Origin of the sequence: Polynucleobacter sp. HIN5, from assembly GCF_030297555.1 — a bacterium.
Lineage (GTDB): Bacteria > Pseudomonadota > Gammaproteobacteria > Burkholderiales > Burkholderiaceae > Polynucleobacter.
Genome location: NZ_AP028136.1, coordinates 330,304 through 353,276 on the forward strand (window position 1 = coordinate 330,304; position 22,973 = coordinate 353,276).

The 22,973-nt window shown below is 50.0% G+C and carries 16 protein-coding genes; 7 read left to right on the top strand and 9 right to left on the bottom strand.

Going from position 1 to position 22,973, the window contains the following annotated elements:
* The first annotated feature begins 16 nt into the window (after nt 1–16).
* Both QUE61_RS01780 and QUE61_RS01785 read left to right on the top strand, forming a co-directional pair.
* Entirely contained in the window at nt 17–877 is an 861-nt protein-coding gene (locus tag QUE61_RS01780) for an AzlC family ABC transporter permease (RefSeq protein ID WP_286307252.1), read from the top strand.
* Complete coding sequence (locus tag QUE61_RS01785; RefSeq protein ID WP_286224023.1) at nt 877–1,257, top strand: AzlD domain-containing protein; 381 nt, start codon at nt 877–879, stop codon at nt 1,255–1,257. The genes QUE61_RS01780 and QUE61_RS01785 overlap by 1 nt, the downstream gene beginning before the upstream one ends.
* 30 nt (nt 1,258–1,287) lie before the next feature.
* On the opposite strand, the gene QUE61_RS01790 is transcribed toward QUE61_RS01785, so the two are convergent.
* A complete protein-coding gene (locus QUE61_RS01790; RefSeq protein WP_286307253.1) occupies nt 1,288–4,353 on the bottom strand; it encodes an FAD-binding and (Fe-S)-binding domain-containing protein in 3,066 nt (1,021 codons plus the stop codon).
* A 122-nt stretch (nt 4,354–4,475) separates the two neighbouring features.
* Between QUE61_RS01790 and QUE61_RS01795 the strand changes: the two genes are divergently transcribed.
* Together QUE61_RS01795 and QUE61_RS01800 are read left to right on the top strand one after the other, a co-directional pair.
* Nucleotides 4,476–4,886 carry a GlcG/HbpS family heme-binding protein gene (locus QUE61_RS01795; protein ID WP_286307254.1) on the top strand — a complete coding sequence of 137 codons (411 nt, stop codon included), beginning with the start codon at nt 4,476–4,478 and terminating at the stop codon, nt 4,884–4,886.
* A gap of 297 nt (nt 4,887–5,183) precedes the next feature.
* Nucleotides 5,184–6,479 carry a DEAD/DEAH box helicase gene (locus tag QUE61_RS01800; RefSeq protein WP_286308236.1) on the top strand — a complete coding sequence of 432 codons (1,296 nt, stop codon included), beginning with the start codon at nt 5,184–5,186 and terminating at the stop codon, nt 6,477–6,479.
* On the opposite strand, the gene gluQRS is transcribed toward QUE61_RS01800, so the two are convergent.
* Nucleotides 6,480–7,433, bottom strand: coding sequence for a tRNA glutamyl-Q(34) synthetase GluQRS (gene gluQRS, locus QUE61_RS01805; RefSeq protein ID WP_286307255.1), 954 nt, complete (start codon nt 7,431–7,433; stop codon nt 6,480–6,482).
* A 43-nt stretch (nt 7,434–7,476) separates the two neighbouring features.
* Here gluQRS and dnaE point away from each other — a divergent pair, with 43 nt between their 5' ends.
* Nucleotides 7,477–11,067, top strand: a complete 3,591-nt coding sequence (dnaE, locus tag QUE61_RS01810; protein WP_286307256.1) for a DNA polymerase III subunit alpha — start codon at nt 7,477–7,479, stop codon at nt 11,065–11,067.
* A 3-nt stretch (nt 11,068–11,070) separates the two neighbouring features.
* Here the strand turns inward: dnaE and galU are convergent, their stop codons facing one another.
* A complete protein-coding gene (galU, locus tag QUE61_RS01815; protein WP_286226995.1) occupies nt 11,071–11,943 on the bottom strand; it encodes a UTP--glucose-1-phosphate uridylyltransferase GalU in 873 nt (290 codons plus the stop codon).
* A gap of 18 nt (nt 11,944–11,961) precedes the next feature.
* A complete protein-coding gene (locus tag QUE61_RS01820) occupies nt 11,962–14,871 on the bottom strand; it encodes a valine--tRNA ligase (protein WP_286307257.1) in 2,910 nt (969 codons plus the stop codon).
* 24 nt (nt 14,872–14,895) lie between these two features.
* Here QUE61_RS01820 and QUE61_RS01825 point away from each other — a divergent pair, with 24 nt between their 5' ends.
* Nucleotides 14,896–17,232, top strand: a complete 2,337-nt coding sequence (locus QUE61_RS01825) for a UvrD-helicase domain-containing protein (RefSeq protein ID WP_286307258.1) — start codon at nt 14,896–14,898, stop codon at nt 17,230–17,232.
* A 16-nt stretch (nt 17,233–17,248) separates the two neighbouring features.
* Here the strand turns inward: QUE61_RS01825 and QUE61_RS01830 are convergent, their stop codons facing one another.
* The 5 genes from QUE61_RS01830 to QUE61_RS01850 form a co-directional block, all read right to left on the bottom strand.
* Entirely contained in the window at nt 17,249–17,533 is a 285-nt protein-coding gene (locus QUE61_RS01830; protein ID WP_286307259.1) for a type II toxin-antitoxin system RelE/ParE family toxin, read from the bottom strand.
* Nucleotides 17,523–17,759 (bottom strand): CopG family ribbon-helix-helix protein, encoded by a 237-nt coding sequence (locus tag QUE61_RS01835; protein WP_286281502.1) that lies wholly within the window; start codon nt 17,757–17,759, stop codon nt 17,523–17,525. The genes QUE61_RS01830 and QUE61_RS01835 overlap by 11 nt, the downstream gene beginning before the upstream one ends.
* Nucleotides 17,760–17,855: 96 nt before the next feature.
* Nucleotides 17,856–18,641 (bottom strand): BPSS1780 family membrane protein, encoded by a 786-nt coding sequence (locus QUE61_RS01840; RefSeq protein ID WP_108507894.1) that lies wholly within the window; start codon nt 18,639–18,641, stop codon nt 17,856–17,858.
* 16 nt (nt 18,642–18,657) lie between these two features.
* Nucleotides 18,658–19,635 (bottom strand): homoserine kinase, encoded by a 978-nt coding sequence (locus tag QUE61_RS01845; protein ID WP_286307260.1) that lies wholly within the window; start codon nt 19,633–19,635, stop codon nt 18,658–18,660.
* Nucleotides 19,636–19,643: 8 nt separating this feature from the next.
* Entirely contained in the window at nt 19,644–20,012 is a 369-nt protein-coding gene (locus QUE61_RS01850) for a hypothetical protein (protein ID WP_286225697.1), read from the bottom strand.
* A gap of 162 nt (nt 20,013–20,174) precedes the next feature.
* On the opposite strand from QUE61_RS01850, the gene polA reads away from it, so the two are divergent.
* The gene (gene polA / locus QUE61_RS01855; protein ID WP_286307261.1) at nt 20,175–22,937 is read left to right on the top strand and encodes a DNA polymerase I; all 2,763 of its coding nucleotides are present in this window, start codon (nt 20,175–20,177) and stop codon (nt 22,935–22,937) included.
* Nucleotides 22,938–22,973: the final 36 nt, after the last annotated feature.

Here is a 22,973-nt window from a genome sequence, read left to right on the forward strand (position 1 = left end):
ATAGGGTAGATCCACTATGAGTACACCGCCCACCCATTCGAACGATGTATCTGAAACGGGCGCTGAGCGTCCGGCTGATCGGGTGGTGAGCGAAATCGATGCGCTCGAGTCTCATGAGAAGGCGCTTCAATCGCCATCTAATTCACCTATCACTCCGCGCTTTACTAGCGCGCACGATGCCTTTTGGAGTGGGGTGCGCGATGCGCGAGGTGCCCCTGCCATGGTGCTCTTTGCTGGCATGGTGGGCTTTGGGGCGATGGGACGCACCAATGGCTTTGATCTGTGGTTTACCACCGCAACGAGCTTTTTAATGTTTGCACTTCCCGGTCAGATCGTGATGCTCGAGATGATTTTAGTGGGCGCCTCATCACTTACCATTGTGCTTGCGACCACGCTCACCGCAACCCGCTTTGTAACCATGACCGCCACGTTGTTTCCGATGCTCCATCAGCGCGATCGCAATAAGGCGCTCTATGCCAAAGTGCACCTTCTAGCAATGACTGCCTGGGCAGTTTCGTTGAAAGAATTCCAAACGATTGAACCTAAACATCGCCTAAGTTACTTTGTGGGGCTTGGGATCTTGTGCTGGTTAATTTCAGTACCCGGAACGATTGTGGGATTTTTAATTGCGGGCTCGGTCCCTATGCCCATTACTTTGGGACTCATCTTTATTAATCCCCTCTTTTTCTTGCTCACTTTTACCGAGATTAAGGTAAGTGGCTATCGCCTAGCCATTCTTCTAGGCAGCATTGCCGGCCCCATCTGTTATTTGCTCGATCGCGATACGAGCCTGTTAACCGCCGGACTGATTGGCGGCACTTTAGCCTACTGGATCGATCGGCGTTGGATCAGGCGCTATGACCGAAAGGTGTCTTAATGAGTGTGACAGCATCTCTAGCCCAAAACCTCGATACCGCCTTTGCGATTCAGCAAGGGTGGGGCGCATGGCTTGCGCTTTTGGCAGCGTCTCTTGGAACTTATGTGTGCCGCGCGGTAGGAGTGATGCTCTCGGGGCAAGTCAGTCAAGATAGCGAATTCTTTCGCTGGCTCTCGGCAGTGACCTATGCGATGGTGGCAGCACTCACGATTCGCTTGATTTTTTTACCGATTGGGCTCTTAGCTACGGTGCCGCTCTATCTGCGTATTCTGGTGTGCATCTTGGCTTTGGGGGTAATGCTCTCCAATCCCAATCGGCGTTTGGTGCCGGCATTGCTCACCGGTACTTTATTGATGGTCACGATTGGTGTGATGCGGTAACTCGTGACCCCAATTTCTAAGTCGGTCGACCTAATTCAAATGCTGTTCTAGAACCTTCGCAATATGCACTGCCTCGCGACTTGCCCCATCGGCGATTTGGTGACGACAGCTGGTGCCATCAGCAACCACGATTGAATTGGGCTCCTTGCGAATACGTGGCAATAAACTAAGTTCTGCCATTTGTTTGGAAGCCTCGATATGCTCCACCTCATACCCGAAGCTACCCGCCATGCCACAGCACGAGGATTCAATCAGCTGGGGGTTGGCATTCGGAATGAGTTTCAGTAATTCAAGGGCGGGGCTCACGGCCGCAAAGGCTTTTTGATGGCAATGGCCGTGTACCAATATAGACTGAGCGGACTCCTTGAAGTTGGGCACAAACCGATTGGCTTTGTGTTCGCTGGCTAAAAACTCTTCAAGGAGTTGGGCGTGCTTACTCGCGACTTGCGCAGCTTCACCCAGGCCCATGGTGAGTGCTTCATCGCGTAGCGTAAATAGGCAAGAGGGCTCTAGACCCACAATCGCTATCCCTTCTTTTGCATAGGGTGCTATGTGATGAATGAGTGCTGAGAGTCGTGCCTTTGCTTCGCTTACCATGCCAGAGGCTAAGTAGGTGCGACCACAGCAAAATGGTTGTTGTTCATCTTGATCTTTTGCAGGTTGCGCCACATGAACCGCGTAGCCCGACCTTTGTAAGAGGGCAAGTGCCGCTTGCAAGTTCTCATTCTCAAAATAGGCGTTAAAGGTATCGGCAAATAGCACGACGCGTTTGTCACTTTTGGCTAGTGCCTCAGGGGTTGCAAATGGCAGGGGCGCTTGATTCCAAAAATGCTTGCTCTTCCACACCGGCAAGGAGCGCTGGGCGCTAATTCCGGTAAGCCACTCTTGGAGCTTGGCTAAGAGTGGGATGTGATTGCGCAGATTCATGAGCGCGGGCAAACCAGGAATGCGTGCAATGATGGGGGCATAGTTCGGCAAATGGGCCACTAAGCGATCACGTAGGGTATGGCCAAAGCGCTCTTTGTATTGCGACAAATACTCAATCTTCATTTTGGCCATGTCCACGCCCGTGGGGCACTCACGTTTGCAGCCTTTGCAGCTCACGCACAAATCCATCACCTCTTTCACTGCTTGGGTGGCGAGTGGCAAATGGGCAGGAGGAGTATCACTCGTACTCGTAATTTGCCCTGAGATCGCTAGACGCAAGGTGTTGGCACGACCGCGGGTGAGATCTTTTTCATTGCGGGTGATGCGATAACTCGGGCACATCACATCGGCATCAAACTTACGGCAATGCCCGTTGTTATTGCACATCTCAATCGCTTTGGCGAGACCCTGTGCAGGATCGCCACCGGTACCTACCGCGGTGACGGCTTCGGTCACGGGATTGTTTTGCACATTCCAGGCGGACCAATCGAGCTTCGGTTGAACAGTAATGACCTGATAGGAAGGTGGATAGCGAAAGTAGGTGCTGTCATCCATCTTGGGGGGATTGACGATCTTGCCGGGATTAAGAAGCCCTTTGGGATCAAATTGTGTTTTGATCTTGGCAAGCGCCTCGGTAATCTTGGGACCAAATTGCCAGCTAATCCACTCCCCTCGGCACAGACCATCGCCATGCTCGCCACTAAAGGCACCTTTGTATTTGCGCACGAGCTCCGCCGCTTCCTCTGCAATCGCGCGCATCTTGAGAGCCCCATCGCGGCGCATATCCAGTATTGGGCGCACATGCAGGGTGCCTACTGATGCGTGGGCATACCAGGTACCGCGTGAGCCATATTTACTGAAGACCTCGGTCAAGGCTTGGGTGTAGTCAGCTAAGTACTCTAGGGGCACAGCACAATCCTCAATGAAGCTCACCGGCTTACCATCACCCTTAAGGCTCATCATGATATTGAGCCCTGCTTTACGCACTTCCCATAAGTTCTTTTGCATCGCCGCGTCGGGCATCATCACGACCGACCCAGGTAAACCCAGATCACTCATGAGGGTGTTGAGATCTTGAAGTTTTTGTAAGAGGGGTGCATGCTCATCGCCACTAAACTCCACGAGCAAAATGGCATCGACTGTTTTAGCCTGGGCATCCACGAGCGCGGTCTCAATGGTTTTACGAAATGCGGGGTTATTGCGCGAGAGGTCGATCATGGTGCGATCAACCAGCTCCACGGCGGTGGGTCCCAACTTCACGATGTGCTGGGCGCTATCCATCGCTTGATAAAAACTCGCAAAGTTTACGACCCCTAAGACCTTGTGTTTGGGCAAGCGCGCAAGTTTGAGTGTTAAGGATTTGAAATAGGCGAGAGTACCTTCACTACCTACGAGTAAATGAGCAAGATTGACACTGTTATCTAAGGTGTAGGGCAACTCACTTTGGGGATGAAAGACATCTAAGTTATAACCCGCGACTCGGCGCATCACTTTAGGCCAATGCGCGTCAATCTCGGGCTTGAGATCGTCTACCAAGTGCTTCACATAATCGCCTAGCTCTTTGGCACGACCCGTGCTCTCTGAATAAGGACCAAAGTTGGCAAGCTCACCATCGGCAAGCCAGGCATTAATCCCTAAAACGTTGTGTACCATATTGCCGTAGGCAATGGAGCGGCTGCCACACGAGTTATTACCAGCCATACCGCCGATGGTCGCTTGGGCTGCTGTGGAGACATCAACCGGATACCAAAGTCCATGGGGTTTAAGGTGGGCATTGAGATGATCCAGCACCATACCTGGTTCCACCTCTACCGTAGCGTGATCCGGATCACTGAGATCAGAAGAGAGGATCTTACGAAAGTGTTTGCTGTTATCAATCACGAGTGCAGCACCCGTGGTCTGGCCGCATTGACTGGTGCCGCCGCCTCTGGGTAAAACGGGAATACCTGACTCATTGGCAACCTCAAGAGCCGCTTCAATGTCCTGCGCCGATTTAGGAACGAGGACTGCTACCGGAAACTGTTGGTAGATCGATGCATCGGTGGCGTAGCGCCCACGACTTGCGCCATCAACTAATACCTCACCCTTAACGTGCTGTTGGAGTTTGGTGGAAATCTCAGGCGGCAGGCTGCTTACAGTAAAGCTAGGATCGGGTGCAATTTTGGTCATGAATCAAACGAATTTAAATCAACAAACAATTGATTGTATTGATTTGGGGTTAAATTGGGGGAGGGTCCTAATCCATGGCAGAATGACCCTAAAGAAAGAATCAAAATACCAAGGAGACCGCGATGCTAGCCAATAAACCCTATTTGCGCCAAGTCGATGTGCAAAAAATTTTAGATGCCGCCAATGCCCATGCCGAGAAACACAACTGGGCGGTCACGATTGCCGTGTGCGATGACGGCGGGCATTTGTTGGGACTGATTCGTCGTGACGGTTGCGCCCCGGTGTCGTCCTATATTGCTCAAGACAAGGCGCGCTCTGCAGCGATGGGTAAGCGCGAGAGTAAGGTGTATGAGGACATCATTAATAATGGCCGAACTGCCTTTGCGACCGTTCCTCACATTAAGGGCATGCTCGAAGGCGGGGTCAATATTGATGTGGATGGGCACACCATCGGTGCGGTAGGAGTTTCTGGCGTGAAGTCAGCCGATGATGCGGGCATTGCCCGTGCCGGTATTGCCTCGATTTTGCCCTGATCCAAAAAGCCAGTTTGTAGAAAAACATGAGCCGTATTTTTAAAAATACGGCTCAAAATGTGAGCCGATTCGTATAAATTGGCCGTTTACCTGACTTTTTTAACAGTTCTATTGAGAAAGTCGGAACTTGGTTGGTGGTTTTTGATCCATGCTTTAGTTGGCAATATTTGACCAAAATCCTAAATGGGTCTCTAAAGCCTGTAAAATCAAGGGGTGTCTACAAAAACTGATCCAAACCTACCCGATTCGGGTAATGCGCCCAGCGCTAATTTTGCTGATTTCCAATTAGATCCCAAGATCCTCAAAGCGGTTGAGGAGCAGGGCTATACCCAAGCAACCCCAATTCAGGCCAAGGCGATTCCAGTCGTCCTAGAAGGTCGGGATGTGATGGGCGCAGCCCAAACTGGAACTGGTAAAACCGCCGCCTTTACCTTGCCGATTATTCAGAAGCTCTTGCCTCAGGCGAATACGAGTACTTCGCCTGCGCGCCACCCGATTCGGGCCTTAATTTTGACCCCGACCCGAGAGTTAAGCGATCAGGTGGCTGATAACGCGAGCCTCTATGCCAAATTTACGGATCTACGCACGGCCGTTGTATTTGGTGGTGTTGACATCAAACCTCAAACAGCCTTGCTGCGATCGGGGGTAGAGATTTTGATTGCAACCCCTGGGCGTTTACTCGATCACATCACCAGTAAAACGGCCGATTTGTCACAAGTGCAACTTTTGGTATTGGATGAGGCTGATCGCATGCTCGATATGGGCTTTTTGCCCGACCTGCAACGCATCATCAATTTAATCCCCGCACAGCGCCAGACCCTATTGTTCTCTGCCACCTTTTCTCCAGAGATTAAGAAGCTCGCACAAACCTACTTGCGCAATCCCGTGACCATTGAAGTGGCTCGGCAAAATGCCGCAGCCGATACGGTCAATCAAGTGGTGCACTTGGTACCCTCCGAACATAAGCGCGCAGCCATTGTGGCAATTTTGCAAAACCGGGTGAAGGCCGGCTTAAGCCGCCAGTGCATCATCTTTACCAATAGCCGCATGGGATGTGCGCGCCTAGCGAGTGCCTTGGAGCGCGATGGCATTAAAGCGGCTGCGATTCATGGGGACAAGAGTCAAACCGAACGGATGGCAACTTTGGAAGCCTTTAAGACCGGCGCGATTGATGCCTTAGTTGCTACCGACGTTGCAGCACGTGGCTTAGATATTGCTGATATGCCGTGCGTGATTAATCATGAGCTACCCTTTAATGCGGAAGACTTCATTCATCGAATTGGTCGCACTGGGCGCGCCGGTAGCAAAGGTGATGCAATTGCCTTAGTCGATGACAGTGAAAAGCGCTTACTCGAGGATATTGAGAAGCTTATGAAGCGCAAACTCACGATTGCGCGCTTACCCACGAGTGAGCGAGAGAGTAAAAGCGGTGGTTCTAAAGCGATTGCAGCCGACCCATTTTTCTACATGCCTTATGAGCCTGGGCAAACCGCGGCAGTACCAAAGCAAGAATCAACCAGTCCATCGATCAAGCCAAGTGCCAATCAAAAAAAGCCAGTGCTTGGGGCACTTTTGGGCGGCACTAAAAAGTAACTACATGAAGTGGCGTTCTTGCCACTCCTGCACCTTACGGTTTAACCACTGCGTGATACTTCCACTAATTGGATCGTTTTGTAATCCCAAGTGATTTGCCGCACGGCAGAGGCTTTCTCGAATCGACTCCGGGTGAGTGATATCAACCGCAGTTGCTTTCGTTTGTTTGCTGAGTTTCTCGCCAGCGTCATTGGTCACGAGTGGTAAATGCAAATAACTCGGGGTTTGATAACCCAAGCATTGTTGTAAATGGATTTGGCGTGCGGTGTTGCTCAGTAAATCTTCGCCCCGAACGATATGCGTGATCGCTTGTAAATGATCATCGACCACCACCGCTAACTGATAGGTGAAGAGTCCGTCAGCTCGGCGCAGAACAAAATCCCCCACTTGTGTATTGAGGTCTTGGATTTGCTTACCTAAATCTCGATCCGTAAAGCTGATCTGGCACTCGTGTGGCAAGCAAATGCGCAAGGCATGATTTTCAATCGATACCTTTCGTTCTCGACACACCCCTGGGTAAATCAATTCTTGATTAGGTTTAATCAAAACACATTTTTTCTGTAAAGCCTCTTCAATTTGCTTGCGGGAGCATTGACAGCCATAGATGCGATCGATCGTGTTGAGTTGTTCCAGAGCGTTTTGGTAATGAGTTGTTCGTTGCGATTGCCAGACCGGTGCTTCGTCCCATTCCAAGCCACATGCTTGCAGTTGATCCAAGATCAACCGATCGGCCCCAGGTACTGATCTGGGAGTATCCACATCTTCGATGCGAACCAGCCATGTTCCACCATGCGCCCTGGCATCGAGCCAGCTTCCTAAAGCGGTTGTGAGCGAACCCAGATGAAGGGGTCCAGTGGGCGATGGAGCAAAGCGGCCGCGGTAGGGTTTTGGACTTTGGTGACCACCTCCTGACCTAGTGCCTTGATTGAATTGAGGATTTGAAGAGGAGGTCATCGGTCTCATGATTTGGAAGTGCGCACAGCTAAAATCATCTCATATGGCAGCGCCCCAATTTATCCACCTTCGCTTGCATTCGGAGTACTCGATTACCGATGGGGTAGTGCGCATCGATGACGCGGTGCAGGCCGCTGCTTTGGATGGCATGGGCGCCCTCGCAATTACCGACTTGGGCAATTTGTTCGGTCTCATTAAGTTTTACTCGGCTGCCCGCTCCTCCGGTCTGAAGCCGATTGCTGGTGCCGATGTGTGGGTGACCAACACCCAGGAGCCCGACCAACCATATCGCATGTTGCTCCTGGTACAAAACCACACCGGTTACCTCAATCTTTGCGAGCTCCTAAGCAAAGCATCGCTTCATAATCAGCGTCATGGAAGAGCGGAGATCCAACCGGAATGGTTGAGTGAGTCGCTGCCCGCAAGTACTAAAGGATCAAAGAAGAAAACATTGGCCGAGGGCTTAATTGCGCTCTCGGGTGGACATCTGGGGGATGTGGGAGTTGCACTCCTTAATGGGGATGAGGCTAAGGCGCGCGAGTTGGCCACGCACTGGCAAACGGTCTTTGGTGGCCGCTATTTTGTGGAGCTTCAGCGTTTTGGTCATGCTCAAGAAGAGGCGCATATTCAGCTTGCATGCCAACTCGCTAGTGATTTGAAGATTCCGGTCGTGGCGACACACCCAATTCAGTTTATGAAGCCCGAGGATTACACGGCGCATGAAGCGCGCGTCTGTATTGCCGAAGGCGAGTTATTGGGTGATCCGCGTCGTCCCAAACGTTTTACCGAAGAGCAATATTTTCTGACGCAAGCGCAAATGCAGGAGCGCTTTGCGGATCTCCCGACGGCGCTTGCCAATACGGTAGAAATTGCCAAGATGTGTAATCTCAGCCTGACCTTAGGACAGGCACGTTTACCCGAATTCCCAACACCCGATGGCATGCCACTCGATCAATACCTCATGCAACAGGCAGAGATCGGGTTGGATAAAAATCTGCGCAAACTCTATCCCAATGAAGAAGAGCGTATGGCCCTTGAGCCCCGCTATCGCGAACGCTTGCGCTTTGAGGTCAATACGATTGCGCAGATGGGTTTCCCAGGCTACTTCTTGATCGTCGCGGACTTCATTAACTGGGCAAAGAATAATGGCGTGCCGGTGGGCCCGGGTCGTGGGTCGGGCGCCGGATCCTTGGTCGCGTTCTCATTGGGGATTACCGATCTCGATCCATTACGCTACAACTTACTCTTTGAACGATTTTTAAATCCCGAGCGCGTCTCGATGCCCGACTTTGATATCGACTTTTGTCAGCACGGGCGTGATCGCGTCATTGCCTATGTGAAAGAGAAGTACGGCAAGGATGCGGTGAGTCAAATTGCCACCTTTGGCACCATGGCGGCCAAAGCGGCCATTCGGGATGTGGGCCGAGTACTTGAGCAGCCCTATGGCTTTGTGGATGGCATTGCCAAGCTCGTCCCATTTAAGCCAGGGCAAGTGGTCACGATTGAGTCCGCCAAAAAAGAAGAAAAGCAACTCGCCGAGCGGGAAAAAAATGAAGAGGAAGTACGCCAACTCTTGGCGCTGGCACAGCAGCTCGAGGGTATGACCCGCAATGTGGGGATGCATGCCGGAGGGGTGTTAATTGCCCCTGGCAAACTCACCGATTTTTGCCCGCTCTATACCCAAGATGGGGGCGACGCCAATGCAGGGGTGATTAGCCAATTCGATAAAGATGATGTGGAATCGATTGGTCTGGTGAAGTTTGACTTCCTGGGACTCACCACACTGACTATTTTGGCGGGTGCCGAGCGTTGGATTCAGAAACTACATGCGGAACGTAAGGATTGGAGTATCAGTGATATCCCTCTCGATGATCCCAAAGCTTTTGAGCTTTTAAAGCGCGGTAATACGGTTGCCGTGTTTCAGCTGGAAAGTCGGGGTATGCAAGGGATGCTGCGCGATGCCAAACCCGATCGCTTTGAAGACATTATTGCCTTGGTGGCGTTATACCGACCAGGTCCTATGGATCTTATCCCCGATTACATTAAACGCAAGCACGGGCAACAGAAAGTGGAGTATCCCGATCCTCGCATTGAGCCCGTATTGCGTGAGACCTACGGCATCATGGTCTACCAAGAGCAGGTTATGCAAATGGCGCAGATGATTGGAGGTTACTCCTTAGGGGGTGCTGACCTATTGCGGCGCGCGATGGGTAAAAAGAAGCCCGAGGAGATGGCTCAACATCGCCAGATCTTTCGCGAGGGGGCGCAAAAAAATGGACTCACCGAGCACAAGGCCGATGAGATCTATGACCTCATGGAGCGTTTTGCAGGATATGGGTTTAATAAGTCCCATGCGGCTGCCTATGCGCTCTTGGCTTATCAAACCGCGTGGCTTAAGGCCTACTACCCCGCTGAATTTATGGCGGCCAACTTATCGCTCTCAATGGATGACACCGATAAGGTGAAGATTTTGTATGACGATAGTCTGCACAATGGTTTGAAGATTTTGCCGCCAGATATTAATACCGGCATGTACGAGTTCACACCGATTGCAGATTCCAATGATCAAGAACAAAGCGTAGGGATTCGTACGATTCGTTATGGCTTAGGAGCGGTGCGAGGTACCGGTGAGGGTGCAATCCAAATTATTGTAGAAGCGCGCAAAGCTGGCCTATTTAAAGATCTCTTTGACTTCTGCGCCCGGGTCGATCGCCGCCAAGTCAATCGCCGTGCCATTGAAGCCTTGATTCGGGCGGGGGCATTTGATTCGATTGCGACCGATGCTGCTAAAGGCTTCGCAAATACCTATGATGCGCGCTCCACACTTCTAGCCTCACTCTCCCGTGCGATCGAGGCTGCCGAGCAGGCCGAAGCCTCAGTGCATCAGGTAAGTCTCTTTGATGCAGAGGATGTGGCGCAAGCGCATGCACCCGAGTACGTGAAGGAACTTCCTTTTTCTGAGAAGAAGCGTCTGCAAGATGAAAAAGCGGCATTGGGCCTGTGTTTAACCGGACATTTGTTTGATGCCTACCGGCCTGAAGTAACGCACTTTATTCGTCAACCACTCATCAAGCTCACAGAGGGTAAGGATCAACTCGTCGCCGGCATCATTACCTCGTCACGGATGCTGATGGGGCAGCGTGGACGGATGATGATTGCCACGATTGATGATGGTGGTGCAGCCGTTGAGCTCACGCTCTATAGCGAAGTGTACGAACCCAATCGCTCTTGGCTTAAAGAAGATGAGTTATTAATTGCTAAGGTGAATGTCAGTCCTGATAAATTCTCAGGAGGCTTGCGAATTGTTGCTGAGAGTGTGATGGATATTGTGGGCGCACGTCTACGCTTTGCCAGAAACGTTCATCTCAACTTAGATACCGGCATTGATCTAAAGGTTCTGAAAGCCCAGATCAATCCATTTTTAGTCAAAGCCCCAATGGGGAGCGCCCTACAAAATCCACCGAAAGGACTGCCATTGACTGCCGCTGTAATGGCTAAAGGCGGAGCTTGTTTAGTCCAGTTTCCAGAAGATGTCCGTCTTTACCCGGATGACAATTGCCTACGCAACTTGCATCAGATTTTGGGAAGTAAAACAGGCTCAAGCCCTAATCCGGTAGAAATTCAGTACGCCTAATTTTTATGAGCGATTTTTAAGATAAGACCCAAACTCATCTTTGAGTTCAGGATGTTTGAGTGCAAACTCAATAGTTGCCTTAAGGTAGCCCAACTTACTGCCGCAGTCATAGCGCACACCCTCGTACTCATAAGCCAGTACCGGCTCATCCTTTAGGAGAGTTTGTATGGCATCGGTGAGTTGATATTCCCCGCCAGAACCAGGTTTGAGATTACGAATGTGACCAAAGATCGAGGACGAAAGGATATAACGGCCCACCACCCCAAGATTGGATGGGGCATCCTTTGATGTCGGCTTTTCAATAATGCCGGTAACGGAGTGGATTCCAGCGCTTTGGGCTTTGGCTGCTACGACCCCATACGATTTGGTTTGCTCTGGCAGAATTTTCTCGACAGCCAAGACTGAAGCATTGTGTTTGGAATGCAGATCAACCATTTGTTTGAGGACTGGAGTTTTGCCATCCAACAAATCGTCAGCCAAGATAATGGCAAACGGTTCGTCACGTACTAATTTCTCAGCGCATAAAACCGCATGTCCGAGGCCCAATGGCTCTGCTTGGCGTACATAGACGCAATCCACATGGCTGGGTTTGATATTGCGCACGATCTCTAGAAGGCTTTGCTTATTTTTCGCTTCAAGTTCCGCTTCAAGCTCATACGCCTTATCAAAGTGATCCTCAATCGCGCGCTTACTGCGACCGGTCACAAAAATCATTTCCGTAATGCCAGCAGCAATGGCTTCCTCGACTGCATACTGAATCAATGGTTTATCCACCACATTGAGCATTTCTTTAGGAGATGCCTTGGTAGCTGGTAAAAAGCGAGTACCCAATCCTGCAACAGGAAAGACTGCTTTGGTGATGGGTTTTGAACTCATATCAATAATTATGGGGCTTTAGGATGACAACTTCAACTTGGCTAATTGCTCAGTCAGCTTCGCATGGCTTACTTCAAAATCCGCTAGCCGTTTTTTCTCCTGCTCGAGGACCGCGGCGGGAGCACGGGACACAAAAGATTCATTATTCAGTTTGCTTTGGCATTTGGCGATTTCATTGGCAAGACGTGTAATTTCTTTGGTGAGGCGTGCCTGCTCTGCTTTGGGGTCAACCTCAATCTTCAGAAGTAATTTATTACGACCGACGAGGGCAATCGGTGCTCCTGGCGCATCCTTTTCCAAAGTGGATTCATCGGTCACGATTTTCACCTCGGAAAGTTTTGCCAGTGCACTTAGGTAGGGAGCCGCTTTGGTTAAAAACTCTTTATCGCCATAGATCCATAAGGGCACCTTCTGAGCAGGCGAGATTTGCATTTCTCCACGCAAATTACGGCACGCGTCAATAATGCTTTTAACTTCACCCATCCATGCCTCGCTAGCCGGATCGATCTTGTCACTTTGCGATACAGGGTAGGGTTGGAGTGCGATGGATTGCAACGGTTGATTGGAAAGCACCTTACCACTCTTGGGACCAATGGTTTGCCACAACTCCTCGGTGATGAATGGAATGATGGGGTGAGCCAGGCGCAAAATGGTCTCGAGAACGCGCAAAAGCGTTCTACGGGTTGCCCGTTGTTGAGCAGGAGTACCTTGTTGCAACTGAACTTTGGCAAGCTCTAAATACCAATCGCAGTATTTATCCCACACAAATTGATAAATGGCTGAGGCGATATTGTCAAACCGATAGTCGGCAAAGCCCTTAGCAACATCCGCTTCGGTGCGCTGCAGTTGCGAGACGATCCAGCGATCCGCTTGCGAGAAATCCAAATAGCCTTCAGGGCCGCATTGGTTATCGCAAGGTGCAAAGCCATTGTCTTTTTCATCGCCAGGGCAACTCATCAAGACAAAGCGCGTGGCATTCCATAATTTGTTGCAAAAGTTGCGATAACCTTCGCAGCGTTTTTGATCAAAGTTAATATTACGTCCCAGTGAGGCAAGCGAGGCAAAGGTAAAGCGCAGTGCATCGGTACCAAATGCCGGAATGCCTTCTGAAAACTCTTTCTTTGTTTTCTTGGTAATGCTCTCCGCTTGTTTGGGGTTCATGAGGCCTACAGTGCGTTTTTGAACCAAGTCGTCGAGTGCAATACCATCAATCAAATCGATGGGGTCCAGAGTATTGCCCTTGGACTTACTCATTTTCTGGCCTTCGGCATCGCGCACTAAGCCATGCACATAAACAGTTTTAAATGGTACCTTCCCAGTAAAGTGGCAGGTCATCATGACCATGCGCGCGACCCAAAAGAAAATGATGTCAAAGCCTGTGACCAAGACCGAGGAGGGTAAAAAGTGATCGAGCTCTTTGGTTTGTTTGGGCCACCCCAGTGAACTAAATGGTACCAAGGCAGAACTAAACCAGGTATCTAAGACATCCTCATCACGCTTAAGTTCCCCGTGGTAGCCCGCTGCCTTGGCTTTAGCCTTGGCTTCTTCGGTATTGCGCGCCACAAAGATCTCGCCGTTATCTCCATACCATGCAGGGATTTGATGGCCCCACCATAATTGCCGCGAGATGCACCAGTCCTGAATGTTCTCGAGCCACTGGGTATAGGTTGAGATCCAGTTCTCAGGTACGAGTTGGATGTCACCCGAGGTGACCGCATGCAAGGCGGCTCCAGCAATCGATTGACCCGGTTGGTAGCGATTATTGGGACTTGCTTTCGACATCGCCACAAACCACTGATCGGTGAGCATCGGCTCAATCACGGTTTGGGTTCGATCACCCCGCGGCACCATGAGGGTGTGGGGCTGAACTTTTTCCAATAGATCAGCTGCTTCGAGATCGGCCACAATTTGCTTACGAGCGGTAAAGCGATCGAGCCCTTGATAGGCCTTCGGAGCATGCTCGTTAATTTTGGCATCGAGCGTTAAGACATTAATGAGTGGTAACTGATGACGCTGACCTACCGCGTAGTCATTAAAGTCATGGGCGGGCGTGACCTTTACTACCCCAGTCCCAAAACTCATATCCACATAGGTATCCGCAATAATCGGGATGCTGCGTTGGCAAAGGGGAAGCTCAACAGTTTTACCAATCAGGTGACGATAGCGCTCATCCTCTGGATGCACCATGACCGCCACATCACCCAAGAGGGTCTCAGGGCGCGTGGTTGCGACCACCAAGTGGCCACTTCCATCGGAGAGGGGATAGCGTATATGCCAGAGGCTGCCTTGTTCCTCTGTGCTGACTACCTCTAAATCCGAAACGGCAGTACCTAACACGGGATCCCAGTTGACCAGGCGCTTGCCGCGATAGATCAGTCCTTGTTCAAAAAGTGTCACAAAAACTTCAATCACAGCCTCAGACATCTTCGGATCCATCGTGAAATACTCACGTGACCAATCAATGGATGCACCAAGCCGCCGAATCTGCCGCGTAATCGTGGAACCGGATTCTTCTTTCCACTCCCATACCTTCTTTAGGAAGACCTCGCGCCCAAGATCATGGCGGGAGATTTTTTGGGCATCGAGTTGGCGTTCCACCACAATTTGGGTGGCAATTCCGGCGTGATCGGTGCCGGGAACCCAGAGGGTATTCTTGCCGGACATCCGTGCATGGCGCACCAAGCCATCCATGATGGTTTGATTAAACGCATGACCCATATGCAAGGTGCCTGTGACGTTCGGTGGTGGTAGCTGAATACAAAAATTGTCTTTGCCGTCATCAACCTTAGCGGTGGCAATGCCGCGTGTTTCCCATTCGGGTCCCCAGAACGCTTCAATGGGAGCCGGCTCGTATGACTTGGCTAATTTGGCTAAGTCAGGATTGTGATTGAGCGAGGGTTTTTCAGGGGAATGGGTAGCGTCAGACATAAGCATCAAATTATAATTGGGACGATGTACGCTGATTTACTTGAGAACCTCAATCCTGAACAACGGGAGGCGGTGACCCTACCTCCAACTCACCCCGATGGGCGCCCTCAATCAGCACTGATTTTGGCGGGTGCAGGTAGCGGCAAGACCCGCGTTTTGACTACGCGCATTGCCTGGCTGATTCAAACGGGACAAATTTCTCCGATTGGGGTTTTGGCGGTGACTTTTACCAACAAAGCAGCTAAAGAAATGCTCACCCGCTTGGGTACGATGCTGCCCATTAATACCCGAGGTATGTGGGTAGGCACCTTTCACGGCTTGTGTAATCGATTACTACGGGCGCATCATCGCGATGCGGGCCTGCCATCGACCTTTCAGATTCTGGATACACAAGATCAACTCTCCGCGATTAAACGGCTTTTAAAGAGCCTCAACGTCGATGATGAGAAGTTTCCACCACGGCAATTACAGTACTTTATTGCCAATACCAAGGAGCGGGGCAAGCGTGCCAAGGATCTCGATCCGGGGGATGATTTTGAGGCCCGCATGATTCAGTTGTATGAGGCATACGATGCCCAGTGTCAGCGTGAAGGGGTGTGCGATTTTTCGGAGCTTTTGTTGCGTAGTTATGAGTTGCTCAAACATCACGAGCTAATCCGCACGCATTATCAGGAGCGCTTTAAACATATCTTGATTGATGAGTTTCAAGATACCAATGCCTTGCAATATGCTTGGCTCAAGCTCTTAGCCGGCAATGGTCAGATGACTAGTAGCTCGGTATTCGCGGTTGGTGACGATGATCAGAGTATCTATGCATTCCGGGGTGCAGATGTCGAGAACATGCGACTCTATGAGAAGCAATTTAAGCCTGTAACCGTGAAGTTGGAGCAAAACTATCGCTCACACGGGCATATCCTCGATGCTGCTAACCATTTGATTGCACACAATCAGGATCGCTTGGGTAAGAACCTGCGTACCGAAGCCGGTGTAGGTGAGCCGGTTCGTATTTATGAGGCCGCAAGCGATGGCATGGAGTGCGCTTGGCTGATTGATGAGATTAAAGCCTTGATTCGTGGTGGCATGAGCCGCAGTGAGATTGCGGTGCTCTATCGTAGTAATGCTCAGTCACGCATCATTGAGCACGGGTTGTTCTCAGCCAATATCCCTTACCGCGTGTATGGAGGCCTACGCTTTTTTGAGCGCGCTGAGATTAAGCATGCATTAGCTTATATGCGTTTACTCGAGAATCCGAATGACGACACCTCCTTTGCACGAGTTGTGAACTTTCCAGCACGCGGGATTGGAGCGCGTTCGATTGAGGCCTTGCAAGACGCTGCCAAACAACACCAGTGCTCATTCTATGCAGCAGCCTCGTTCATCGAGGGTAAAGCCGGTAATAGCATCTCGGGGTTTGTGCGTCTGATCGAGCATTTGCGTGACTCAACTAAACACAATACCTTACCGGAGACGGTAGAGTATGTGATTCAGCATAGTGGCTTGATTCAGCATTATTTGACTGAGCGTGAGGGGCAAGATCGCGTTGAGAACTTACAAGAGCTGATTAATGCTGCGACCGCATTTGTGGCCGAAGAGGGCTATGGTCAAGATGTTCAAGCCGCTACGCCACCCAGCCCTGAGCAAGCTGGAGTGGAGGATATTTCACCGCTGGCCGGATTTTTAGCTCATGCATCGCTCGAGGCTGGTGACAATCAAGCTGAGGCCGGTCAGGATGCGATTCAGTTGATGACTGTGCATTCGGCTAAAGGTTTGGAGTTCTCCGCTGTGTTTATGACTGGTCTGGAAGAAGGATTATTTCCTCACGAGAACAGTATTTCAGAGCCCCGTGGACTTGAGGAAGAGCGACGTCTCATGTATGTGGCAATTACGCGTGCCAAAGAGCGCTTGTATCTTTCGCATACGCAGTCACGCATGCTCCATGGTCAAGTGCGTTACAACATGCCCTCACGCTTTTTGGATGAATTGCCTGCGGAGAGCCTCAAACACTTAACACCTAAAGCAAAAGATGCCCGCTGGGGAGCAACATCGTGGCAAAAAGGACGATCTGCGAATACAAACAGTGTCGATGAGTTATGGTGGGGCGGTAACGAGAGTGATGTGCCCGTACGTAATGATCAGGTGAGTAACGCGATTGTCACGAGCTCTCTGCAGTTAGAGCAAAACAGGAAGCGCGGACATTCTTTTCGAGTAGGACAAGAGGTTTTCCACACCAAGTTTGGTGAAGGACGGGTGACCGCACTAGAGGGCGAAGGAGTCGATGCCAAAGCGCAGGTGAACTTCAAACGCCATGGTGCGAAGTGGTTGCAGCTATCGATTGCCAAGCTGGTGGCGGTTGAAAATTAAGTTTCCTAGGTTGCAATTAAAGCAGCTTCGGCCAAACTCTGGATGTATGAAAAACTCGCAATACTTCCACTGAATTGTCTTTAATTCGATAAGGAACAATATACGGATATTTCTGAATAACTAGTTCTCTGGTTCCAGAGACCCTGCCAGGTCGTCCAAGCTCTGGAAACTTTGCTAATTGATTTACGCTTTTAACTACATAAGGAAAGAATGCTTTTGCAATTTTGGGATTTTCTTTGGCTAAGTAATTTGTTTCGTCATCTAAATTTTGAGCTGCTGTTCTTAACCACTTAACCTGCATGTTTTCTCACTAGCTTTGCAAATTCTCTTTCCGAAATAAAGTCTTTCTTATCAGCCTCTTTAAGGGCAGCTTTGATTTCATTAACTTGCCAAGCTTCAAGTTCAATATAACGCTCTATAGCTTCTGCAGCTAAGAAGGACTTGGTGCGATGGGTAGCGCCCGCAAGTTTATCAAGCATGAGCTTAGTTTTGCTATTTATTCGAAGGGTTAAAACGGCAGTGGTCATATAATTAATTGGGTTTTAATACAGTGTATACATTGTATTTTAAATTGATTATTAAAACAATCTCACAATAAAACTTTAAAAGTTAAGCAAATCTCCTTAATTCGGTAACTGCTCGTAATCATTACCCGTAAAGCAACCCTTCCAGGTCGCAAAGAACGAGCAGTACATCACGGTTAACGCAGCCATGGAGAAGGGCGCCACCACAAAGGATGCGTAACGGCTCAAACCGATGATATCCATGATCATTCCCAGAGTGAGCGGAATCACAATCAAGACGACGCTCCAAATGGTGATGTAGTAAAAAAACGCACCTTTATTGGTCCAGCACGCCATCCAACTCGCAAATAAAGCTTTGCTCGGTGGCATATCAGCCCATGCCACCAAGACGGGCGCAAACCACATCAGCATGGCTACTGGAATATACAAAATACCACCGATCATGAGTGAGTAATACAACTGCTGCATGACCTCAGAGGTGATCGGTTTGTCATTGGTAATGAATGGCAGGAGCGCTTGAAAATCAATCACCATGCTGGCAATCAAGCTCATGGTGAAGATCATGAGGGCATACACTAGCCCCAGTTGCAAGATACGTTTTTTAACCTCTGGGTTATTGGAGCGAAATGCTGCCAGATAAACCGTTGGCAAAATTCGTTCCTTTTGAATCGTTTGACGACATGCGGTCATAAAACCCACCGATAGAGCAGGGGTCAAAATGAGGACCGCAAATACTCCAGCCAATGGAATCATGATGGCTAGCTGAGCCAGAAAAACATACATAAAGACCAACATCAAGAAGCCTAGCGGGTTTTGCTTGAAGAGCCAAACCCCCTGGCGGACCCATACATAGCCTTCATTGGTTGCAACGGGATTGAGATTCATAGGCGCTTAGCTTACCTTAACTTGTGTGACGGCGGTTGCGTAGAATTCGCTCAAAATGCGTTGGATCATGGGGTGTGAGCATCTGCGCATTACGCGGTAGATAAAAATCCCAAAGCCGCGAGATCCAAAACCGCAGAGCGGCTGCACGTAACATCGCGCTCCACGATGCTTCTTCGCCATCGGTGAGTGGGCGCACTGCCATATAGGACGCCAATAAGGCGTGTAAACGCTCGCGATTGAGAGCGCCTGAGCCATTGGTAAAGGGCTCCTCCAAACACCAATCATTGGCAGTGACGGCTAAATCAAACAACCATTTGTCATTGCCCGCAAAGTAGAAGTCAAAAAAACCACCTAAGGATTCTTGACCGTGGTGGCGAGTAAAAAGCACATTGTCCCGAAAGAGATCGCAATGGCAAGGGCCCTGAGGAAGAGACTGATATACCGCCGACTGAAAAAATGCTTCCTGAAATTGCATCTCGGATAAGAGCAATTCTTTTTGAGACGTATTAAGGTGTGGCACGATGACAGGAACGGTCTCTTGCCACCAGGAGAGGCTTCGTAAATTGGGTTGGGATAGCGCAAACGATTGCCCAGCCAGATGCATTTTCGCTAACTCTCTACCCACGGCATCGCAATGCTCGCTCTGGGGGGTAAGCTCTGATTGACCCGAGAGTTTGGTGACAATCGCTGCCGGTTTTCCTTTGATCTCAAACCATAGCTGTCCAGCACGATTGGCAATCGGCTTGGGAATTGAGATGCCTTGATTAGCAAGATGAAGCATTAGCTCCAAGTAATAGGGCAGTTGCGCAGCGCTTAACCGTTCAAAGATGGTCAGAACATAGTGATTGATTTCAGAGGTTTGGCAATCCAGAAAGAAGTTGGAGTTCTCAATCCCACCATGAATACCTTTAAGTTCGATGGCATTGCCAATTGAAAAATCGTTCGCAATGCGAGGAGCGATCTCGTCAAGAGTGAGGGAGGTATAAACCGCCATGAGTCGGATTACTTTATCGGAATCCGAATACTCGGAACGCTAATCAAATTATCCGATGACATCCCGCCTGCTGGAAATACCGTTTGTGGGGGTGACATCTCATAAGTACCAAAGGCGGATTTCACCTCGATCTCAGTAGGTAAATTACTGTCCCGGTATTCGCGGATTTGAGTACCGGAGGGGTCGGTGTATTCAAAGCTGGGCTTGCGCTCTTCCTTGACGCCAAGACCCGCAGGATTTCTGGATGACGGAGCTAATGGCTGATTATTAATTTGGTTCAGATCTTCTTTGCTTAGCGCTTGTGTGCCAGATGTTTGGGCAAACACACCATGAGATAAGAGTGCGGCAGAACATACGATGAAAGCATAGCGCCTCATAAGTAGTCCAGATTTAGTAGGTAAATTGAGGGATATCGTCATTTTTATTAAGAGAGAATGCCACCTATTATCCTAAGAAACTAGGATTTGCCCCACCGTTGCGCCGATACAGCAAAATCAGGGGTTTTCCAGACCCCAGCAACTAAATTGTACGATTGAGGCATGTCAGCACACCAATTACTCCTTGTCGACGGCTCTAGTTATCTCTACCGAGCCTTTCATGCCATGCCGGATCTACGAAATAGTGCTGGGGAGCCGACCGGGGCAATCTACGGTATGGTCAATATGATGCGACGCGCCCGTGCGGAAATCGGCGCCGATCACATTGCCTGTGTATTTGATGCCAAGGGTAAGACCTTCCGAGAGGATTTATATCCTGAGTACAAGGCGCATCGTTCCCCCATGCCCGAGGATTTGGTGGCACAAATCGAGCCGATTCATGAGGTAGTTAAGGCGCTCGGATGGCCAGTGCTCATGATCTCCGGTGTCGAGGCCGATGATGTGATTGGCACTCTGGCCCGGCAAGCTGCTGAGATGGGCTGGTCAACCGTGATCTCCACGGGTGATAAGGATCTTGCGCAACTCGTGAATGACAAAGTAACTTTAGTGAACACCATGACCAACGAGAAATTAGATCGCACGGGTGTGGTGGCCAAATTTGGCGTGCCGCCAGAGCGTATTGTGGATTACTTGGCCATTATTGGCGATAGCGTCGATAACGTTCCAGGGGTTCATAAAGCCGGACCCAAAACAGCAAATAAATGGTTGGCTGAGTATGGTGATTTGGATCAACTCATCGCCCACGCTTGCGAAATCAAAGGAGTGGTGGGTGATAACTTACGAGCGAGTCTTGATTGGTTGCCCAAGGCCAAAGAACTGCTGACAGTAAAACTCGATTGCGACCTCAATCCGCACATCGGTTCATTACATGATTTACACGCGAAGCCCGAAGACCCAAGCCAACTAAGAGCACTCTTTGAGCGCTACGCATTTAAATCATGGTTGAAAGAACTAGACGCTAAGAGCGTATCCACTCCGACTTCACAGAGTGCCACGAATCATTCAGATGCCCCCGTCTTGCAAGAGCCTCTTTCGCAGGAGTCTCAAGCACCATCTAAAAGTGAGATTGCGCGTGACTACACATGCGTGACAACGCAAGAAGTGTTTGAACAATGGCTGCAGAAAATTGAACATGCCACACTAACTTGCATTGATACCGAGACCACGAGCCTAGATGCCTTACAAGCCGAGCTGGTGGGGATTTCCTTATCGGTTGAAGAGGGTAAGGCCTGTTACATCCCGGTTGCGCATCGTACTGGCGAAGAGCAACTGGAACGGAATTGGGTGCTCGCTCGACTAAAGCCCTGGCTTGAGAATCCTGAAGCGAAGAAGCTTGGTCAAAATCTTAAATACGACATACACGTCTTTGGCAATTATCAAATTCAGGTGCAAGGAGTGGAGCACGACACCTTACTCGAATCTTATGTATTGGAGTCGCACCTCAGTCACAGCATGGATAACTTAGCCCAGCGCCATTTGGGAGTGAAGACCATTCAATATGAAGAGGTCTGTGGCAAAGGCGTGCATCAAATTGGCTTTGATCAGGTGGATCTCAAAACTGCGACCGAGTATGCCGCTGAAGATGCTGACATCACCCTACGCCTTCATCACCATTTATGGCCGCAATTGGAACGCATGCCCAGCTTGCGGTACGTGTATGAACAGATTGAAATGCCAGCGATGCGCGTTTTGGGCATCATGGAAAATAATGGCATCACGATTGATCGTGAGAAGTTAGCAATCCAGGGGCAGGAGGTTGGAAAAAAACTCCTCATCCTGGAAAAAGAAATTCATCAACTGGCGGGTCAGCCATTTAATATCCAATCCCCCAAGCAAATCGGTGAAATTTTATTTGGGCAGCTGCAACTCCCCGTTGTCAAAAAAACCCCATCGGGAGCCCCGTCCACGGATGAAGAGGTTTTGCAAAAGCTTGCTGAAGACTTTCCCTTGCCTGCACGGATTTTGGATTACCGCAGTTTGGCCAAGTTGATGTCAACCTATATTGAGAAATTACCGCGCATGATCAATCCCAAAACAGGGCGCGTCCATACCAATTACGCCCAAGCCGTTGCGGTCACCGGCCGTTTGGCGTCAAATGATCCTAATTTGCAAAATATTCCAGTACGCACCGAAGAAGGTCGTCGGATTCGGGAGGCCTTTGTTCCTCAAGCAGGCTATCGCTTGGTTTCGGCCGATTACTCGCAAATTGAGCTGCGCATCATGGCGCACATTGCCGAGGATGAAAACTTATTAGCTGCGTTTAAAGCGGGCAAGGATATTCATCAAGCGACTGCCGCCGAGATCTTTGCGATTCCACTGGAGCAAGTGAGTTCGGAACAACGGCGTTATGCCAAAGTGATTAACTTTGGTCTCATTTATGGCATGAGTGCCTATGGATTAGCTAGCAATTTAAAGATCGAGCGCGCCGCTGCACAGCAGTACATTGCAAAATATTTTGAGCGTTACCCAGGCGTTGCTCAATATATGGAACGCACTCGAGAAGAGGCTCGCACCAATGGGTATGTAGAAACCGTATTTGGGCGACGCTTATGGTTGCCGGATATCAAAGCCAATGGACCAAAACGCCAGGGAGCCGAGCGCGCGGCGATTAATGCGCCAATGCAAGGAACAGCCGCTGATCTTATTAAGTTGGCGATGGTCGCGGTACAAAATTGGCTTGAACAAGAGCAACTGAAGACCCGTATGCTCTTGCAAGTGCATGATGAGCTTGTCTTTGAGGCCCCGCCTGACGAGCTTGAGCATCTAAAATCATCTCTACCTCAACTGATGGGATCGATTGCCGAACTGAAGGTGCCTCTAATTGTGAGTATCGGAGTTGGCGATAATTGGGAAGAAGCGCATTAGCGCACGCGTTGTTGAAATCAAACTAGGAGACAAGAC

Bases quoted from the DNA above. Each gene is read 5' to 3' on its own strand.
- QUE61_RS01780 (WP_286307252.1), top strand. From the start codon at position 17: ATGAGTACACCGCCCACCCATTCGAACGATGTATCTGAAACGGGCGCT.
- QUE61_RS01785 (WP_286224023.1), top strand. From the start codon at position 877: ATGAGTGTGACAGCATCTCTAGCCCAAAACCTCGATACCGCCTTTGCG.
- QUE61_RS01790 (WP_286307253.1), bottom strand. From the start codon at position 4,353: ATGACCAAAATTGCACCCGATCCTAGCTTTACTGTAAGCAGCCTGCCG.
- QUE61_RS01795 (WP_286307254.1), top strand. From the start codon at position 4,476: ATGCTAGCCAATAAACCCTATTTGCGCCAAGTCGATGTGCAAAAAATT.
- gluQRS (WP_286307255.1), bottom strand. From the start codon at position 7,433: ATGACCTCCTCTTCAAATCCTCAATTCAATCAAGGCACTAGGTCAGGA.
- dnaE (WP_286307256.1), top strand. From the start codon at position 7,477: ATGGCAGCGCCCCAATTTATCCACCTTCGCTTGCATTCGGAGTACTCG.
- galU (WP_286226995.1), bottom strand. From the start codon at position 11,943: ATGAGTTCAAAACCCATCACCAAAGCAGTCTTTCCTGTTGCAGGATTG.
- QUE61_RS01820 (WP_286307257.1), bottom strand. From the start codon at position 14,871: ATGTCTGACGCTACCCATTCCCCTGAAAAACCCTCGCTCAATCACAAT.
- QUE61_RS01825 (WP_286307258.1), top strand. From the start codon at position 14,896: ATGTACGCTGATTTACTTGAGAACCTCAATCCTGAACAACGGGAGGCG.
- QUE61_RS01830 (WP_286307259.1), bottom strand. From the start codon at position 17,533: ATGCAGGTTAAGTGGTTAAGAACAGCAGCTCAAAATTTAGATGACGAA.
- QUE61_RS01835 (WP_286281502.1), bottom strand. From the start codon at position 17,759: ATGACCACTGCCGTTTTAACCCTTCGAATAAATAGCAAAACTAAGCTC.
- QUE61_RS01840 (WP_108507894.1), bottom strand. From the start codon at position 18,641: ATGAATCTCAATCCCGTTGCAACCAATGAAGGCTATGTATGGGTCCGC.
- QUE61_RS01845 (WP_286307260.1), bottom strand. From the start codon at position 19,635: ATGGCGGTTTATACCTCCCTCACTCTTGACGAGATCGCTCCTCGCATT.
- QUE61_RS01850 (WP_286225697.1), bottom strand. From the start codon at position 20,012: ATGAGGCGCTATGCTTTCATCGTATGTTCTGCCGCACTCTTATCTCAT.
- polA (WP_286307261.1), top strand. From the start codon at position 20,175: ATGTCAGCACACCAATTACTCCTTGTCGACGGCTCTAGTTATCTCTAC.